The following is a 15,601-nucleotide window of genomic DNA, read 5'->3' as shown; positions in this document are numbered from 1 at the left end:
AATTAATAAATTATATCTAGAAACAATAATGATAAAACGATATTATTTTATCGCTATCATCAATAAATAGCAAAAATATAGGATGATAATAAACATCGATGTAAAATACCATTATGATTTATTATTTAGTGGTGTAGAAAACTATGTTAAAATAAAAAAGAATATGTTGTAAAATATTTTTGGGGGATTAATATTATGAAAAAAATTATATTGTGTTTATTTTTTATGTTTTTATTTGTGGGATGTAATCAACAAAAATCAGTAGAGCCTCAAAGTCAAAAACAGGACTTTTGGCAAGCTACTGTACAGGCTGTTGAAGATGATTTAGATGAAAATAGTTATGATGATGATAAATGGTCTATAGGGGTAGAAGATACTTCAATAGCAGCAGATCCTAATCACCGAAGTATCGTTATAAGACAAATTTTTACATCTGATGCACAAAAGAATACCGTGATGTTTTCTTTACAAAATAATAATCAGCAAAAAACAGTTTCTTATATATATAAACAAGAAGTAAATCAAGATGTATACCAGCTAGAAATAGAATCTTATGATGAAGAGTACCAAAAATATCATATGACTTATACAGAAAATTATGAAGAAAAAGCAAAAGGAGAGCTGGATGCTTCTAAGCAGCAGATTTCTTTTGATAATATGCCACTATTAAATGAGGCTAATCAGGCATGGCAAACACTATTAGATGATTATCAAAAAGAATTTGATATCGATTATAGCCAATATCAAGATTTCATCCCTGTTCCACAGTTGATTGATCAACAGGGAATATCTGATTCTATTACTGATGATATTTATACTACCATGACTTATTATTCTGATGTCTATACTAATGCAAGAGGATATACTTTACAAATGTTTTTAGAAGTTCAAAAAGATTATAGCCAGGCTGAACTAGGTGCCTATAATAAAGATCGCGAAAGTAATGATGAAAGTACGACTTATACATTAGAAAAAAGAAGTGAAAATTGTTATAACCTGGTATCAAACAAAGATGTAGATGAGTATTTTGCAGTATATTTTCAAGACAACAAAGCCTATATTTATCTACAAGATAAAAGTGATGAAGAAATGAAAAATGATATTCAAAATAATCAGGCTAAAGAGGCAAGATATATTTTAAATACGGATTAAAACCAATGTAAAAAAAATTTTTACGGATAAATATTAAGGTTTATAATTTAAATGTATAAATAAAAGATGTAATGATATAGCTAAAATAGAAAGAATATATGGTGATGATTTATGAGTATGATTTTAGAAAAAATAGCACATGATTATAAACTCAATGATAATGATTTATATTTAGCTCAATATATTATAGATCACAGTGAAGAAGTTATTCATTTATCTACTCATCAACTGGCTAAAAATACATATACCAGTGCAACTGCAGTTGTACGTTTTGTAAAGAAACTTGGCTTTATAAATTATAATGATTTTAAAATCAATATCCATTCTTTTTTAAGTCAATATTATTTGAAAGATATGGAAATTTTATCTCATGAAAGTTTATTTTCAATTAGGAATAAATTATCTGAAATTGAAGTGGGTATCATCAATCAGACAAAGAATATGATTTCAATAGATACTTTAAAAAAAGTGATGGATTATATTTCAAAGAATAAATATATTGATATTATTGCTAATGATACAAATGCATGTATTGGTGAATATGCAAGTCATTTATTATTAAGCACTGGGAAAATAACAACAGTTTATCAAAATAGAGATAAGCAGCTATGGTTGAGCTTGAATGTGGATCATTATCATACAGTAATCATGATAAGTAAAAATGGTAAAGATGAGCATCTTTTAAATGTTACTGATATTTTGATTAAAAGAAAAATTCCTTTTATTATTATTACAAGTCATAAAAAAAATCTTCTTGCAAAAAAACAAGCTGTTTTATTGTATGGTGTTATTCATGATGAGTTTGAAAGTTTAAAGGATATGGTTTTTTATATTTCTTTAAAATATATTTTTGACTTGATGTATAGTGTATTAATTTCAGAAAACTTACAGCAAGCTAAAGAAGTGGATCAGCTTTATGGTGCGTTATTTGATAAAAAGACGTGATAAAATTTAATATAAGCATGTTTTTGGCTATTTTTTGTTACAATGTAACATCTTGTTACTATGTTTTATTATAAATTTTGTAGCAATATTCCACAATAAATGTAATCTATTGAACATATCTAAAACTATAGTACGATATACATGTAATCAGTTTAAAGACAAAAGATGGAATGTTTTATCAACTAAAATTCATTGTATTCGAAGGAGGATTAATATGTTTGGAACGATTGCAGCTGTACTTACAACATTATCTTTTTTACCACAGGCATATCAAGTTATTAAAACGAAAGATACATCTGGAATATCTTTAGGTATGTATGCAATGTTTGTAATAGGTGTGTTGTTGTGGGTTATTCATGGGTGGAATATCAAGGATTATAATTTAATAGGAGCAAATGCCATTACATTTATTTTTGCGTCCATTATATTAATTTACAAAATAAAATATAAGTAAAAGGGAGAGAACAAGATGGTTTTAAGCAAGGATTTTTTATGGGGTGGAGCTTTAGCAGCTCATCAATTTGAAGGTGGTGTGTTAGAAACATCAAAAGGATTAAGCGTAGCTGATGTAATGGTAGCTGGGGCACATGGTATACCTAGAGAAATTACAGATGGTATTATTGAAGGAAAATATTATCCAAATCATATTGGAATTGATTTCTATCATCGTTATAAAGAAGATATTGCCATGTTTGCAGATATGGGATTTAAATGTTTTAGAACTTCTATTGCCTGGACACGTATTTTTCCATTAGGAGACGAAGATGAACCTAATGAAGAGGGATTGCAGTTTTATGATAATGTTTTTGATGAATTATTAAAATATGGAATTGAACCAGTTATTACATTATCTCATTTTGAAATGCCCTATCATCTAGCAAAAGAATATGGTGGATTCATGAATAGAAAGACAATTAATTTCTTTGTCAAATTTGCCAAAGTCTGCTTTGAAAGATATAAAAATAAGGTAAAGTATTGGATGACTTTCAATGAAATCAATAATCAAATGAATTATAAAAACGATATTTATGGCTGGACAAATAACGGTGTTCATTTTGGTGATTATGATAATCCAGAAGAAGCTATGTATAAATGTGCTCATCATACACTAGTTGCTAGCGCTTTAGCAGTTAAAGCGGGTAAAGAAATTAATCCTGATTTTCAAATAGGATGTATGATTTCATTAGTGCCTATTTATCCTTATTCGTGTCGGCCATCAGATATGATGTTGTCTGTTCAAATGATGCATGATCGTTATTTTTTTAGCGATGTACAATGTCGTGGTCACTATCCAGCTTATGCATTGAAATTATTTGAAAGAAAAGGATTTAATATTGATATTACTGAAGAAGATAAAAAAATCTTAGCAGAAGGAACAGTAGATTTTATTGGCTTTAGTTATTATATGTCTAATACAGTAAGTTCAACTTCTTACAAAGATGTTAGTCATACAACAGACGGTTCTAGTGAATATAGTGTAGATAATCCATATGTAGAAGTAACAAATTGGGGATGGGCTATTGATCCAAAAGGATTACGATATGCTATGAATATTTATTATGAAAGATACGAAAAACCCCTTTTTATTGTTGAAAATGGATTTGGGGCAGTTGATGTCAAGGGAGATGATGGAAGTTGTCATGATCGATACCGCATTAACTATTTAAGAGCACATATTCAGGAAATGAAAAAAGCTGTTGAAGAAGATGGTGTGGATTTAATAGGATATACCCCATGGGGATGTATTGATTGTATTTCGTTTACAACCGGTGAAATGAAGAAACGATACGGATTTATTTATGTCGATAGGGATAATGAAGGAAACGGATCGCTAGAAAGAAGTAAAAAAGATTCTTATGAATGGTATAAAAAAGTTATTGAATCAAATGGAGAGGTTTTATGAGAAGAAAAGATAGAGAAATAACAGATTTTAATGAAATTATGAATATTATTAATAAATGTGATGTATGTCGTTTAGCACTATTCGATGAAGATTATCCATATATAGTTCCACTTAATTTTGGTGTTGATATGGAAGAAAAACAGTTATATTTATACTTTCATTGTGCTAATCAAGGAAAAAAATTGGACTTGATTAGACAAAATAATAAAGTAACTTTTGAAATGGATTGTGAACATAACATTATTCTTTATGATGAAAGAATGTCATGTACAATGGGATATGCTAGTGTAATTGGTCATGGAGAAATAGAGTTTGTAGATGATGACAATAAATTTAAAGCATTGAAAATTTTGATGAGACATTATCATTCTGAGGAATTTAAATTTAATACAAATCTTATGAAAGCAACAACTGTATTTAGATTAAAAGTATTAGATATGGTAGGAAAAAGAAGAAATAATATTCATCCTGAAGAAAAGACTAAAAGACATATTACACTAGAATAAAGAATTTATGTAATAAATTAATGAGCAGTTTTTTAATTGCTCATTTTTATTTTGATATTATAAGTTTGGTTGAAAGTTATTGATAAAAAATTATATAAATGATTTCAAACTCATATTGACGTTTATCGATGTGTATGATATTATCATATCGAAGAATATAGATGTGAGGTGATTATATGGGTAAAGATTTTGATCAGGAAGCAAAAGTTTTTAAGGCATTTTGTGATTCTAATCGTTTGAAGATTCTAGATATTTTAAAAGATGGAGAACATTGTGCGTGTAAACTTTTAGAAATTCTTGATGTAAGTCAGTCTACTTTATCACATCATATGAAGATATTAACAGATGCAAAAGTTGTTAATGTTAGAAAAGATGGAAAGTGGTCACATTATTCTTTATCAAGTGATGGGATTGAAAAAGTTATCCAGTATTTAAAAGATTATCGAGTGTAAATTATTCTTCGTTTTATAAAGCCACCTTTATGGTGGCAAAAATTCAAATCTATAAATCGAAATATATCGATACAAGGAGGAACTATGAAAGAAATCTGGTTGTTCTTTCAAAATCAAATTTTAAAAATGAACTGGCTAAATGAAGTTATTGCTCTATTGTTAACTTCTGTTGGTATAGATATTAATTCCAATATTGGAGCCAGCATTCAGTTTTTTATCTATGATGTTATTAAAATCACAGTATTGTTATGTGTACTAATCTTTATTATTTCTTATATTCAAAGCTATTTTCCACCAGAAAGAAGTAAGAAAATTTTAGGTCGATTTCATGGTATAAAAGCAAATATCATTTCTGCTTTATTGGGTACTGTAACACCATTTTGTTCGTGTTCATCTATACCACTATTTATTGGATTTACTAGTGCTGGATTACCTTTAGGAGTGACTTTTTCATTTTTGATTTCATCTCCGATGGTTGATTTAGGAAGCCTTGTTTTGTTGATGAGTATTTTTGGAGTAAAAATAGCTATTGCTTATGTTATAGTGGGACTTATTATCGCAGTTATTGGTGGAACTGTTATTGAAAAGATGCATATGGAAAAATATGTTGAAGATTTTATTATGAAATCTAGTAGTGTAGATATTAGTTCGTCAGATTTAAGTAAGAAAGAGCGTCTACAATATGCTAAAGAGCAGGTTATAGAAACATTTAAAAAAGTTTTTCCATATATTTTGATAGGGGTAGGAATTGGAGCTATTATTCATAACTGGATTCCAGAAATATGGATAGAAAATGTATTAGGTGGAAATAATCCTTTTGGAGTTATTTTAGCAACCATTGTAGGAATTCCAATGTATGCTGATATTTTTGGAACTATTCCTGTTGCTGAAGCTTTACTAGCTAAGAGGGCTTTACTTGGAACTGTACTAGCCTTTATGATGGCAGTAACAACATTAAGTTTACCTTCACTTATCATGTTAAAAAAAGCTGTAAAGCCAAAATTATTAGCATTATTTATTACAATATGCACTTTAGGAATTATTATTGTTGGTTATTTATTTAATATATTTTCATTTTTATTGTATTAGGAGGAAAGCATATGTCAAATGTAGTTAATTTTAATATGATAGTAGATATCAATCAGTTATTAAAGAAAAAAGGAATAGAATATTCTATTCATGCAATTGGATCATGTACTTGTTGTGGCTTAGAGCTTAGACAGGATGGTAAAGAATATCCTGTTGATGAGATTATAGAATATATTAATGAATATCTAGATGAAAAATGGATGAGAGTTAGAAAAAGCAAAGAAAATGAATATATTCTTAATGTTGAATCAAAGTTTGAGTATGAAAAATAAAAGGAGCGTTAATATGAATTTGTTTAAAAAGAAAGAAAAAAAGGAATGTTGTTGTCATCAAATTAATCAAGAAAATATTGAAAGAGCTGAGGAATTAAAAAAAGAAGCTGGGATTAAAATTTTAGGATCAGGATGTAAAAAGTGTGAAAAATTAGAAGAATCGGTAAAAAAGGCAGTAGCTGAGCTGGATTTAAATTTAACAATTACGCATATTACTGACTTTGGACAAATTTCATCTTATGGAGTTATGTCAACACCGGCATTAGTATTAAATGGAGAAGTTGTTTCTTTTGGGAAAGTTTTATCAGTAGATGAAGTGAAACATATTTTATCAGTAAAAATGGAAGGTTAATTAGCACATGAAAAGAAAACTCAAAATTGCATTTGTCTGTGTTCATAATTCCTGTCGCAGTCAGATAGCTGAAGCATTAGGGAAAAAATTTATGAATGATAGATATGAATTTTATTCATGTGGAACAGAATTAAAACCACAAATTAATCAGGATGCAGTTAGACTTATTAAAGCAATGTATCAAATTGATATGGAACAAGATCAGTATAGTAAATTAGTCCAGGACCTCCCTCAAGTAGATATAGCTATTTCTATGGGGTGTAATGTTAATTGTCCATATGTTGGTAAAAATTTCGATGATAATTGGAATTTAGATGATCCTACTGGTAAAAGTGATGATGAATTTATTAGAATTATTAAAGAAATTGAAAGGAAAATAAAAGATTTAGAATATTAAAGGAGCTTTTAAAAGTTCCTTTTTTATTATATGAAAAGGTACGATAAATAAGAAATACGCTATTAGAAGATTAATTTCTATTTTAGCTATTTAGAAGTCGAATACAATTTTTCATTTTACAAGATTACTTATGAATATGATTTCAGTAATTACAAGAAGATATGATATAATCAAAAATATAGATAAATTATGTTTTTAAGGAGGTTTAAAATGGACAGGGCAATTACAACATTATTTATGTTAATGTCTGTTGATGGCAAGATTAGTACAGGTGCATCAGATAATTTAGATGTAGATAAGGATTTTCCTAAAATTAAAGGGGTTGAAGAAGGATTACACCAATACTATGAAATTGAGCAGACGACAGACTTATGGTCACTTAATTCTGGAAGAGTGCAAGCTAAAATCGGTGTTAATACAGCTAATATGCCAAATAAAACACCTGTTTCCTTTGTTTTAATTGATAATAACCATTTAAACGAACATGGTATACATTACTTTTGTGCTTTATCAAAACAATTTGTGTTAGTTACATCTAATGAAAATCATCCAGCATTTAAAATTAAAGAAGATAATCTTCATATTATATATCAAAATAAATTATCATTGAAAGATGTTCTTACAAAACTTAAAACAGAATATGGTTGCAAAAGAATAACAATTCAATCTGGTGGTACATTAAATGGATTGTTTCTTCATGAAAAGCTGATAGATTATATTGATATTGTAGTAGCACCGATATTAATTGGAGGTAAAGATACATCAACTTTAATTGATGGGAAATCTTTATTGTCAGAAAGCGAATTATCAAAATTAGGGGTATTGAAATTACAAGAATGTGTGGTTTTGGAAGACTCATATCTTAGATTACGCTATGAAGTAATTAGTTAACAAATCTAGATTTGTGGAGAAAATTTTATATGAAAAATATAATTCCTTTTATTGTAAATTATAGTCCGATAAAGAAGCTAGCAATTATTCCATTTGAGAAAAAACCGGATAAAATATATAAAGGTTTTGAATTGCAATATATTGATGGGAAACCTTATGGTAATGGATATAGAATAGTTGCATATAGAAAAGATAGTTATGTCGATGTTTATGATGATATTTCTTTACAGTTTCAAGAAGATGAGAAGTTTAATGTTGCTGAAAAAGGATTAAATAGACATGTACGAGTAGCTATAAAAAAAGCATATTTAGAAAAATAAAATAATTGCGAATGTATATCATTTAGTTTTAAAGATTTAGAAAATAGAAAAATAGATTTTTATATAAAAGAATTTTCAAGTAAAAAATCTATACCTATGAATTTATTAGCACCTATAGGATATGGATCTAAAAACCCAAATTTTTTACCTTTATTTTTTATGTACAATTTTGATTTTATAAGAAAAAAATATACGCAGATAAAATGTAAAATTGAAGATAAAAAAATTAAAATAGATAAATTTTCTATGCCGATGAACATGCAATTTAGGTATTATGCAAGATACAGTAATCAATGCGAATTATTGGAATTTGCTAATACTGATTCTTTATCCTTTGTAGAAGTAGATTTAGATAATAATTCTTATATAGATAAAAATATAGAGTATATTTTTGAAGAGTCTAATTCTTTAAGTAAGATAATAGTTCATTTAGAAGATGGAAAAATAGAAATAAATTTTTCACCATGCTTTGATATGAACAAAGATACAAAGGGAATATTTAAAATTTGTCCCAAAAAAGAAATGGGATATTTAGAAGGAATATATGAAATCAATAGAGATCAAGATAAAATCTATAAAAAATTAGTGCCACAAAATGGATGGAATGCTGTACCAAATTCATTTATAACAAAATTGATATTAAACAAAAATTCTATATTTTGTAAATGGTGTAAAAATTATGAATATATAGAAGAAATAGATGTTTCTAAAAGATTAGTTAGGGCAAAATGGAATAACAAATGTAGATAATTAAACTAGAAATAATCTTAGCTATTATTTATGTATCAAAATAGAAAAATAAGTTTTTAATAAAAATTTAAAGGAGAGAAAATCTATAAAATAGTTTGCCAAAAGTAAATATAAAATGGAGGATGTTATGAGTAATATTATAATATATGGTTCTCATTATGGAACAACCAAACAATATGCCAAAGAACTTTCAAGGAGGACTAATATAGAAGCAATTTCTTTTAAAAATGTAAAAGAAATAAATGATTATGATAACATTATTTATTTAGGTGGATTGTATGCTGGTGGAGTACTAGGCATGTCAAAAACGATAAAAAAATTAAATAATATCGTAAACAAAAAGATTATTATTGTAACAGTTGGTCTTTCAGATCCAATGGATGAAGTGAATAAAAATAATATCAGGAATAATATCAAAAAACAGATATCAAAAGAAATTTTTGAAAAAGCAAAAATATTCCATTTAAGAGGCGGAATAGATTATTCAAAATTAAACTTTAAACATAAAACTATGATGAAATTGCTTTATAATGCAGTTAAGAATTTACCAAAAGAAAAGCAAACAGCTGAAGATAGAGCAATGATAGAAACTTATAACCAAAAAGTTAATTTTGTAGATTTTTCTAGTTTAGATAAAATAATTAATGAAATATAAAAGTAAAAGATAAATTATAATTTGTATTAGAGAAAAAATATTACAAAATAATGGAATGAGAGTATTTTACACCTAAACTTTGTATCTTATAGAGGCAACGAATTATAAAGAAGAATAATTTGTTGACAATAAAAATATTGATGTTACAAGCAGTTCATTTGCTTTTAATAATGAATAATAGTTTATTGCCTTAATTTTGAACTTTTTTCAAGGATATAGATAACGATCCTAATTTGAAAGGAAGGATAAAAATGACAGTTTCTAATATAAAAGAAGTGATTAATAGTGATATTTATAAAGTTTGGGAAGTTGTTTTAAATGTTGATAAATATAATACATGGCGCAGTGATTTAAGTAAAACGGAAATCATTAGTGAAAAACAATTTATTGAATATACTAATGAAAATTATGCTACTACGTTTACTGTTACTGTAGTAAAACCATATAAACGTTGGGAATTTGATATGGATAATAGTAATATGAATGGACATTGGATTGGTACTTTTACTTCTAATGGAAATCAAACTGAAATAGACTTTACAGAGCATGTAATTGCTAAAAAATGGTTTATGAAACCTTTTGTTAAATCTTATTTAAAGAAACAACAGATCCAATTTGTTAAAGACTTGAAGGATTTTTTGGAACAATAGATTAAAGTTATAAATTTTGGAGGTAAATGTAAATTGAAAATAGTTCAAATAAACAAACGTGATTCTATATTAGTACAAAAATTATTAGATGTGTGGGAAAGTTCTGTTAAAGCAACTCATTTATTTTTATCAGTTGATGAGATAAATAATATTAAACAATATGTTCCTCAAGCTATAAAAGATGTTTCAATTTTAGTAATTGCAGAAAATAAAAATGGAAATCCAGTTGGTTTTATGGGTGTTGACGATAAAAGGCTGGAAATGTTATTTGTTTTAGATAAATATAGAGGACAAGGAATTGGGAAACAATTACTACAATATGGTATTGAAAATTATTCAATCAATGAATTAACTGTAAATGAACAGAATCCTCGCGCAAAAGGATTTTATGAACATATGGGCTTTGAGGTTTATAAACGAACAGAATTGGACGAACAAGGAAATCCATATCCGTTATTATATATGAAAAAAGTTGATAAATAATGATTTTGGGAGATATACAATGGTTCAGGTGATAAAGAAAAAATTTGTTGTCATTGGAAAAGAGGGTTCAACATTAGATGGTAAAGGATTTATCCAAAAATTATGGAATGATGCAAATAGTCATTTTAATGAAGTAGCGCATCTAGCAAAGAAAGATGTAAATGGAAAACTTGTAGGTATATGGGGTGCCATGTCTGATATTTCCCGCTCTTTTAAACCGTGGGAAGATGATTTTAGTAAAGGGCTGTATCTAGCAGGAGTAGAATGTTTTGATGATGCAAAAGCACCTGATGGCTGGACAAAATGGACAATACCAGGCTATGAATATATAGTTGTTGAAAATCATGAAGGAGTTTTTGAAGAAACCATTAGAAAAATAAATGAAAAGGGTATTGCTCTAGTTGGAGCAGTTCACGATTATACTGACCCAGCAACAGGAAAAGACTATCTGTATTTTCCAATAAGAGAACTTTAACAAATTTTAATATACTTAAGGTTATATAAATTAGAATAATGGGTGAAGAGATTATGCTTGAAAAGATACCAACGGAATCATCCATGATTGAATTGCTTGGACGATCATTGTATGAAATTTGGCAACAGTTATGTATGACGATCGATAAAAAATATGAAATGGATCGAATATGGAATAATGGTGGGAAAAAATGGACATATGAGTACAAATATCGAAGAGGTGGTAAAACACTTTGTTGTCTGTATGCTAAAAGTAGCTGTATTGGTTTCATGATTATCTTTGGAAAAGATGAAAGAGCAAAATTTGAAGATATCAGAGATACTCTTTCTGGTTCTATCTGTAAACAATATGATGAGGCTAAAATATATCGTGATGGAAAATGGGTCATGTTTGAACCTATTGATACGACTGAATTTGATGATTATATTAAACTGTTGGCTATTAAAAGAAAACCGAATAAAAAATAATAATTCTATATTCGGCTAAATTGGAGTTTAATGAAGAGGACATTGTATGAGTTTGTTTGAAAAATTTATGTTTGGAATCATTTTTCCATTAATGTTTTGTTTAATAGGTGGCATTTTTGCAAGGCAAGGATATTTTTATTTTAAAAGTAAAAGAGATAAAAAACGCAGATGCTTATCACAAACATATGGGAAAATCGTAAGTGTTAGTTCAATGAACACGCAAAGACGCCGTGCTTATTTTCCAACTTATGAATATGTAGTTGATAATGAGGTTATAAGAATTGAAATCAACTTTGGAACAACACATTGTCAATATAAAAGTGGCGACCAGGTAAAAATCTGGTATGATAAAAATTATTCAAAGTATAGCTATATAGATGGTTATAAAGAAGACATAGTTTCTTCTCTAGCCTGTTTGATTTTAGGAAGTGTAGCTGTATTATGTGGTTTGTTTGTTGGAATTGCTGTATGGCTTAGATAGATAAAAGAGAGTTTGTTGAGGTGTTTAATTATGGATAAGCGTACGAAAATAAAAGTAATTACAACGATAATCTGTTTGCTACTAAGTATATTTGCTTTGTACACTTTTATTTTTGTTGCCGAAGTTTCTAAAGGATGGAGAATTGTTTTAATTATAATTGCAATATTCTGGATAATTTCTTGCATATCTAATTTAGTAGAATATTTTGGAAAACGAAAATAATAAAAATTCTAATTTTTAATCAGTAATAGTGAACAATTTATTGATAGTAAATTATTAGAAAAAGGAGGAACTGGTAATGGGTATTTTCAATTATTTGTAATAGCAAGGTGTATAATTGCTATTACGCCTTGCTAATCATAATATGACAAGATTAGGAGGCTTATATATGGCATATTTTAATTATTATTCAAAAAAGATATATTATAAGATTTATGGTCAAGGTGTTCCTTTGATTATGTTACATGGAGATAGTGCGTCTTCAAAAATGTTTCAATATTTAATTTCTTTATACGATTGTAATTTTCAAATTATTTTATTAGATTTTTTAGGTAATGGAAAATCACAACGTATTGAACACTTTCCAGAAAATCATTGGATTTATCAGGCAGATCAAGTGATTAAATTAATAGAATATCTTAATTTAGAAAAAGTAAATATTATAGGATGTAGTGGTGGTGCATGGACTGCTATTAATGTTGCTTTAAAAAGACCAGATTTAATAAATAAAATAATTGCAGATAGTTTTGATGGACGAACTTTACATAAAAACTTTGCAAAAGAGTTAGTTGCAGAAAGAAATAAAGCCAAAGCTGATAAGAGTGCAAGAGAATTTTACAAATGGTGCCAAGGAGAAGATTGGGAGAAAGTAATTGATGCCAATACTAGGGCATTAGTTAATTGTGCTCAAAGCAAAAGACCATTGTTTATAAAAGATTTAGCTCTATTAAAGACACCAATACTTTTTGTAGGTAGTCATGAAGATCAGATGTGTCGAAAGGATATGTATGAAGAATATAGGCAAATGTGCAAAATAGTTGCCAAGGGTAAAATTTATATGTTTGAAAAAGGCGGTCATCCGACGATATTATCAAATGCTGAAAAATTTTCGGTTTTAGTAAAAGATTTTATTTTAGATTTGAATAAATAATCATTTATATTTAATTATAATTAAAAGTAAAGAATCCGTATGAAATATTACGGATTCTTATAGTTATTATGATTTTAATAAGAAAGATAAGGAGCGAATAATGAAATTACGATTAGCTAATAAGCAAGATTTACCACAGCTTAAAACTATGTATAAAGATATAGTTGAAAATATGAACAAAAATAAAATAACAATATGGGATGATGTTTATCCAAGTATATTTTTTGAAAGTGATATTTTAAATAAGCAGCTTTATGTTTTAGAGGATGATAGTGTAATTGTTTCAGCATTTTGTTTATGTGATGATAATATAGATAGTATCCAATGGAAAGAACTAGCAGCAAAAGCATTATACATACAACGATTAGGTGTAAATGTTTTATATATGCAAAAAGGTATTGGCAGTAAAACATTAGATGAAGCTAAAGAAATTGCCCGAAAGTTAAATTATAACTATTTACGACTTTTAGTAGTTGATTTTAATTATCCAGCTATTAACTTATATTTGAAAAATGGTTTTGTAAAAAAAGAAGGTGTTCATAGCGAAATTATTGATGAAGAAATAATTTTATATGAACATGGTTATGAAATAGAACTATAAGAATATGATAAATATTGGATAAAATTTTAATTCGTTGACTTAAAATTTTTATTCAATTAAGATTGTAAATGAGGAAGATCTTGCTCGAATATCGAGGAGGTAATTTACAAATGTATCATTGCAAATTTAAGGGAAGTCACTATGACTGTGGTTTTCATTGGGGTAGTTTATTACAAAAAAATAATGTTATTATCGCTAAACAAGACACTTTTATAGTTTCCAAAAAGCGAAAAGAGTTTACTAAAAAATGTATTCCTATTTATCAAAAGTATTATCCGGAAATTTTAGAAGAAATTAAAGGGATTGCTAAAGGGCAAGGAACATCTTATCAAGATATGTTAGCATTTTTATTAAGTATGTATTGTTTTGAATTTAACAATAAATGTACTTGTATTGCTTATAGTGATCAAAAAAATATATTTTTAGGACGTAATAGTGATTTTTTAGTTCAAATTGAAAAATTATATATGAATTGTTTATACTCATTAGATCATGGATATGCGTTTAATGGTAATACTACGGCTTTTGTGGAAATGGAAGATGGTGTAAACGAATTTGGTTTAGCCATTGGCCTTACCTTTGTTTATTCTTTAGATATAGCACCAGGATTTAACGGTGGTATGTTAGTCCGTTATTTGTTAGAAAAGTGTAAAACTGTTTTTCAAGCAATAAAAGTTTTACAAACTATTCCAATTGCTTCAAGCCAGACTATTACACTAGCTGATGCTAGTGGTGAAATTGCTGTTGTGGAATGTAATAGTAAAGATATTAGTATTATTTATCCTGATAAAAAAGGGTATGTTGTAACAACAAATCATTTTAACTCAATTAATATGAGTAAATATACTGATTATCAAATAGATAATTGGCATTCGTTAGAACGTTATCATGTTGCTTTAAATGCATTAAACAACAATAATATATCAAAAGAAACAATTCTTGATATATTATCAGGAAAGTATGGTTTTATGTGTCAATATGATCGCAAAACTGGAGCTGATACTGTTTGGTCAGTTGGATATGATTTATCAAATAAAAAGATTTATCGAGTTGAGGGTAATCCATCTAGAAAAAAGTATAAAGAGGATACTCGATTTAAATTTTCATATTAAGTTTTTTGGTAGAAAATGATTTTTATTTTCTACCTTCTTTTGTATATTTTAATAAAAAATAACGTATAAATATATTTTATTACATTTGAGTAAAATAAAGAATTTTACTATTTTTATTTTGATATAATATAGATAAGAAGAAAAAATTAATATTAAATAAGTCACAGATATAATAAATGGGGATTAAAGATACTTGATTGAATTTATTTACAATTTAATCATAAAAGGTGGGAAAGAATATGATACTATTAAAAATTGAAAATTTGAAAAAAACATATCATGATGCTAATGATTTAATTGTCCTCGATAATTTGAATTTGACAGTTGAACAAAATGAATTTATCGGAATTGTTGGAACTTCTGGCTGTGGTAAATCAACATTGCTGCATATTATTGGTGGCGTTGATAAAGCAGATTCTGGAAGAATATTTTTAGATGATAATGAAATAAGCAGTTATGATTATAAAAAAATGGCTAGTTATCGTCGCAAACAGGTTA

24 protein-coding genes are annotated in these 15,601 nt (G+C 27.4%); all 24 read left to right on the top strand.

From position 1 onward, the window contains the following. The first annotated feature begins 195 nt into the window (after nucleotides 1–195). Nucleotides 196–1,152, top strand: a complete 957-nt coding sequence (locus tag B5F09_RS11335) for a hypothetical protein (RefSeq protein ID WP_087374260.1) — start codon at nucleotides 196–198, stop codon at nucleotides 1,150–1,152. A 111-nt stretch (nucleotides 1,153–1,263) separates the two neighbouring features. Then, complete coding sequence (locus tag B5F09_RS11330; RefSeq protein ID WP_087374258.1) at nucleotides 1,264–2,097, top strand: MurR/RpiR family transcriptional regulator; 834 nt, start codon at nucleotides 1,264–1,266, stop codon at nucleotides 2,095–2,097. 214 nt (nucleotides 2,098–2,311) lie between these two features. Further along, the gene (locus tag B5F09_RS11325; protein WP_087303259.1) at nucleotides 2,312–2,551 is read left to right on the top strand and encodes a SemiSWEET transporter; all 240 of its coding nucleotides are present in this window, start codon (nucleotides 2,312–2,314) and stop codon (nucleotides 2,549–2,551) included. 15 nt (nucleotides 2,552–2,566) lie between these two features. Beyond that, complete coding sequence (locus B5F09_RS11320; RefSeq protein WP_087374256.1) at nucleotides 2,567–4,000, top strand: 6-phospho-beta-glucosidase; 1,434 nt, start codon at nucleotides 2,567–2,569, stop codon at nucleotides 3,998–4,000. After that, nucleotides 3,997–4,506, top strand: coding sequence for a pyridoxamine 5'-phosphate oxidase family protein (locus B5F09_RS11315; RefSeq protein WP_087374254.1), 510 nt, complete (start codon nucleotides 3,997–3,999; stop codon nucleotides 4,504–4,506). The genes B5F09_RS11320 and B5F09_RS11315 overlap by 4 nt, the downstream gene beginning before the upstream one ends. 176 nt (nucleotides 4,507–4,682) lie before the next feature. Beyond that, complete coding sequence (locus B5F09_RS11310) at nucleotides 4,683–4,958, top strand: helix-turn-helix transcriptional regulator (RefSeq protein ID WP_087374252.1); 276 nt, start codon at nucleotides 4,683–4,685, stop codon at nucleotides 4,956–4,958. Between the two features lie 84 nt (nucleotides 4,959–5,042). Then, nucleotides 5,043–6,047, top strand: a complete 1,005-nt coding sequence (locus B5F09_RS11305) for a permease (protein WP_087374250.1) — start codon at nucleotides 5,043–5,045, stop codon at nucleotides 6,045–6,047. An 11-nt stretch (nucleotides 6,048–6,058) separates the two neighbouring features. Then, a complete protein-coding gene (locus tag B5F09_RS11300; protein WP_087303269.1) occupies nucleotides 6,059–6,319 on the top strand; it encodes a hypothetical protein in 261 nt (86 codons plus the stop codon). 13 nt (nucleotides 6,320–6,332) lie between these two features. Beyond that, nucleotides 6,333–6,671 (top strand): thioredoxin family protein, encoded by a 339-nt coding sequence (locus B5F09_RS11295; RefSeq protein WP_087374248.1) that lies wholly within the window; start codon nucleotides 6,333–6,335, stop codon nucleotides 6,669–6,671. Between the two features lie 7 nt (nucleotides 6,672–6,678). Beyond that, the gene (locus B5F09_RS11290; protein ID WP_087303273.1) at nucleotides 6,679–7,068 is read left to right on the top strand and encodes a phosphatase; all 390 of its coding nucleotides are present in this window, start codon (nucleotides 6,679–6,681) and stop codon (nucleotides 7,066–7,068) included. A 210-nt stretch (nucleotides 7,069–7,278) separates the two neighbouring features. Further along, nucleotides 7,279–7,959 carry a dihydrofolate reductase family protein gene (locus tag B5F09_RS11285; RefSeq protein WP_087374245.1) on the top strand — a complete coding sequence of 227 codons (681 nt, stop codon included), beginning with the start codon at nucleotides 7,279–7,281 and terminating at the stop codon, nucleotides 7,957–7,959. 29 nt (nucleotides 7,960–7,988) lie between these two features. Further along, a complete protein-coding gene (locus B5F09_RS11280) occupies nucleotides 7,989–8,279 on the top strand; it encodes a hypothetical protein (protein WP_087374244.1) in 291 nt (96 codons plus the stop codon). A gap of 96 nt (nucleotides 8,280–8,375) precedes the next feature. Beyond that, a complete protein-coding gene (locus B5F09_RS11275) occupies nucleotides 8,376–9,029 on the top strand; it encodes a hypothetical protein (protein WP_087374242.1) in 654 nt (217 codons plus the stop codon). A gap of 127 nt (nucleotides 9,030–9,156) precedes the next feature. Continuing rightward, entirely contained in the window at nucleotides 9,157–9,684 is a 528-nt protein-coding gene (locus B5F09_RS11270) for a flavodoxin domain-containing protein (RefSeq protein ID WP_087374239.1), read from the top strand. 251 nt (nucleotides 9,685–9,935) lie between these two features. Further along, complete coding sequence (locus B5F09_RS11265) at nucleotides 9,936–10,334, top strand: SRPBCC family protein (protein WP_087303422.1); 399 nt, start codon at nucleotides 9,936–9,938, stop codon at nucleotides 10,332–10,334. 33 nt (nucleotides 10,335–10,367) lie between these two features. After that, on the top strand, nucleotides 10,368–10,817 hold the full coding sequence (locus B5F09_RS11260) for a GNAT family N-acetyltransferase (protein WP_087374238.1): 450 nt from the start codon (nucleotides 10,368–10,370) through the stop codon (nucleotides 10,815–10,817). A gap of 19 nt (nucleotides 10,818–10,836) precedes the next feature. Further along, a complete protein-coding gene (locus B5F09_RS11255) occupies nucleotides 10,837–11,292 on the top strand; it encodes a GyrI-like domain-containing protein (RefSeq protein WP_087374236.1) in 456 nt (151 codons plus the stop codon). Between the two features lie 53 nt (nucleotides 11,293–11,345). After that, complete coding sequence (locus B5F09_RS11250) at nucleotides 11,346–11,759, top strand: DUF3788 domain-containing protein (RefSeq protein WP_087374234.1); 414 nt, start codon at nucleotides 11,346–11,348, stop codon at nucleotides 11,757–11,759. 46 nt (nucleotides 11,760–11,805) lie between these two features. Then, nucleotides 11,806–12,240, top strand: coding sequence for a DUF3592 domain-containing protein (locus B5F09_RS11245; RefSeq protein ID WP_087374232.1), 435 nt, complete (start codon nucleotides 11,806–11,808; stop codon nucleotides 12,238–12,240). 30 nt (nucleotides 12,241–12,270) lie between these two features. Beyond that, nucleotides 12,271–12,462, top strand: coding sequence for a hypothetical protein (locus tag B5F09_RS11240; RefSeq protein WP_087303414.1), 192 nt, complete (start codon nucleotides 12,271–12,273; stop codon nucleotides 12,460–12,462). Nucleotides 12,463–12,628: 166 nt separating this feature from the next. Further along, a complete protein-coding gene (locus tag B5F09_RS11235) occupies nucleotides 12,629–13,390 on the top strand; it encodes an alpha/beta fold hydrolase (RefSeq protein WP_087374230.1) in 762 nt (253 codons plus the stop codon). A 100-nt stretch (nucleotides 13,391–13,490) separates the two neighbouring features. Then, a complete protein-coding gene (locus tag B5F09_RS11230) occupies nucleotides 13,491–13,991 on the top strand; it encodes a GNAT family N-acetyltransferase (RefSeq protein ID WP_087374228.1) in 501 nt (166 codons plus the stop codon). A 110-nt stretch (nucleotides 13,992–14,101) separates the two neighbouring features. Next, nucleotides 14,102–15,103, top strand: a complete 1,002-nt coding sequence (locus B5F09_RS11225) for a C45 family autoproteolytic acyltransferase/hydolase (protein WP_087374226.1) — start codon at nucleotides 14,102–14,104, stop codon at nucleotides 15,101–15,103. 239 nt (nucleotides 15,104–15,342) lie between these two features. Beyond that, nucleotides 15,343–15,601: ATP-binding cassette domain-containing protein (locus B5F09_RS11220; protein WP_143357504.1), on the top strand; the 259-nt coding region annotated here is incomplete at its 3' end.

The sequence above is a fragment of the Erysipelatoclostridium sp. An173 genome (assembly GCF_002160495.1).
In the GTDB taxonomy this organism is placed as follows: domain Bacteria; phylum Bacillota_I; class Bacilli_A; order Erysipelotrichales; family Coprobacillaceae; genus Thomasclavelia; species Thomasclavelia merdavium.
The sequence above is the reverse complement of the archived record's forward strand: the minus strand, read 5'-3'. Positions and strand labels throughout refer to the sequence as shown.

Bases quoted from the DNA above. Each gene is read 5' to 3' on its own strand.
- B5F09_RS11245 (WP_087374232.1), top strand. From the start codon at position 11,806: ATGAGTTTGTTTGAAAAATTTATGTTTGGAATCATTTTTCCATTAATG.
- B5F09_RS11320 (WP_087374256.1), top strand. From the start codon at position 2,567: ATGGTTTTAAGCAAGGATTTTTTATGGGGTGGAGCTTTAGCAGCTCAT.
- B5F09_RS11325 (WP_087303259.1), top strand. From the start codon at position 2,312: ATGTTTGGAACGATTGCAGCTGTACTTACAACATTATCTTTTTTACCA.
- B5F09_RS11285 (WP_087374245.1), top strand. From the start codon at position 7,279: ATGGACAGGGCAATTACAACATTATTTATGTTAATGTCTGTTGATGGC.
- B5F09_RS11265 (WP_087303422.1), top strand. From the start codon at position 9,936: ATGACAGTTTCTAATATAAAAGAAGTGATTAATAGTGATATTTATAAA.
- B5F09_RS11335 (WP_087374260.1), top strand. From the start codon at position 196: ATGAAAAAAATTATATTGTGTTTATTTTTTATGTTTTTATTTGTGGGA.
- B5F09_RS11310 (WP_087374252.1), top strand. From the start codon at position 4,683: ATGGGTAAAGATTTTGATCAGGAAGCAAAAGTTTTTAAGGCATTTTGT.
- B5F09_RS11315 (WP_087374254.1), top strand. From the start codon at position 3,997: ATGAGAAGAAAAGATAGAGAAATAACAGATTTTAATGAAATTATGAAT.
- B5F09_RS11270 (WP_087374239.1), top strand. From the start codon at position 9,157: ATGAGTAATATTATAATATATGGTTCTCATTATGGAACAACCAAACAA.
- B5F09_RS11255 (WP_087374236.1), top strand. From the start codon at position 10,837: ATGGTTCAGGTGATAAAGAAAAAATTTGTTGTCATTGGAAAAGAGGGT.
- B5F09_RS11295 (WP_087374248.1), top strand. From the start codon at position 6,333: ATGAATTTGTTTAAAAAGAAAGAAAAAAAGGAATGTTGTTGTCATCAA.
- B5F09_RS11250 (WP_087374234.1), top strand. From the start codon at position 11,346: ATGCTTGAAAAGATACCAACGGAATCATCCATGATTGAATTGCTTGGA.
- B5F09_RS11290 (WP_087303273.1), top strand. From the start codon at position 6,679: ATGAAAAGAAAACTCAAAATTGCATTTGTCTGTGTTCATAATTCCTGT.
- B5F09_RS11240 (WP_087303414.1), top strand. From the start codon at position 12,271: ATGGATAAGCGTACGAAAATAAAAGTAATTACAACGATAATCTGTTTG.
- B5F09_RS11225 (WP_087374226.1), top strand. From the start codon at position 14,102: ATGTATCATTGCAAATTTAAGGGAAGTCACTATGACTGTGGTTTTCAT.
- B5F09_RS11230 (WP_087374228.1), top strand. From the start codon at position 13,491: ATGAAATTACGATTAGCTAATAAGCAAGATTTACCACAGCTTAAAACT.
- B5F09_RS11275 (WP_087374242.1), top strand. From the start codon at position 8,376: ATGAATTTATTAGCACCTATAGGATATGGATCTAAAAACCCAAATTTT.
- B5F09_RS11235 (WP_087374230.1), top strand. From the start codon at position 12,629: ATGGCATATTTTAATTATTATTCAAAAAAGATATATTATAAGATTTAT.
- B5F09_RS11280 (WP_087374244.1), top strand. From the start codon at position 7,989: ATGAAAAATATAATTCCTTTTATTGTAAATTATAGTCCGATAAAGAAG.
- B5F09_RS11300 (WP_087303269.1), top strand. From the start codon at position 6,059: ATGTCAAATGTAGTTAATTTTAATATGATAGTAGATATCAATCAGTTA.
- B5F09_RS11330 (WP_087374258.1), top strand. From the start codon at position 1,264: ATGAGTATGATTTTAGAAAAAATAGCACATGATTATAAACTCAATGAT.
- B5F09_RS11305 (WP_087374250.1), top strand. From the start codon at position 5,043: ATGAAAGAAATCTGGTTGTTCTTTCAAAATCAAATTTTAAAAATGAAC.